Source organism: Ochrobactrum sp. SFR4, assembly GCF_019730395.1.
In the GTDB taxonomy this organism is placed as follows: Bacteria; Pseudomonadota; Alphaproteobacteria; order Rhizobiales; family Rhizobiaceae; genus Pseudochrobactrum.
The window spans coordinates 1-371 of the sequence record NZ_JAAPBB010000339.1 but is presented as its reverse complement, the minus strand read 5'-3'; the positions used below and the strand labels follow the sequence as shown (position 1 = coordinate 371).

At 49.3% G+C, this 371-nt stretch carries 1 protein-coding gene; it reads left to right on the top strand.

Annotation, left to right across the window (positions count from 1 at the left end; translation table 11 throughout):
- The coding region (locus HBA93_RS19265) for a hypothetical protein (protein WP_221724370.1) at positions 1-252 on the top strand (252 nt) is incomplete at its 5' end.
- Positions 253-371 lie beyond the last annotated feature (119 nt).

The window sequence follows — 371 nt, the reverse complement described above, 5'->3', positions numbered from 1 at the left end:
CGGGATATCTGCGTGGTCGCCAGCCAGCAAATGACGGATGATGATTTCTGGTCATGTCTGCTGCCTCATTCTCTGACGATGATCCGCAATGGCAAAATTATCGGACAGGTACGCACAGAAAATCCGGCTGATACCACCATGCAGAAAAACCATGCTGCTTCTCTCCGGCAATTCCAGAAAAACCGGCTAGCCACTATTGCAGAGCGTCAGGAGCAATACGTCGGCGACGGGCATCTCTACGAGTGTAGCTGAGGTGTTCTCTGATCACGTTTTTACTTTGGCGGCCTATCAGCCGCGCATCCGTTAACGGAGATAAACAATGGCTGTGAAAGCCCTGACACAAAATAGTTTTACCAATGATGTTCTCAATA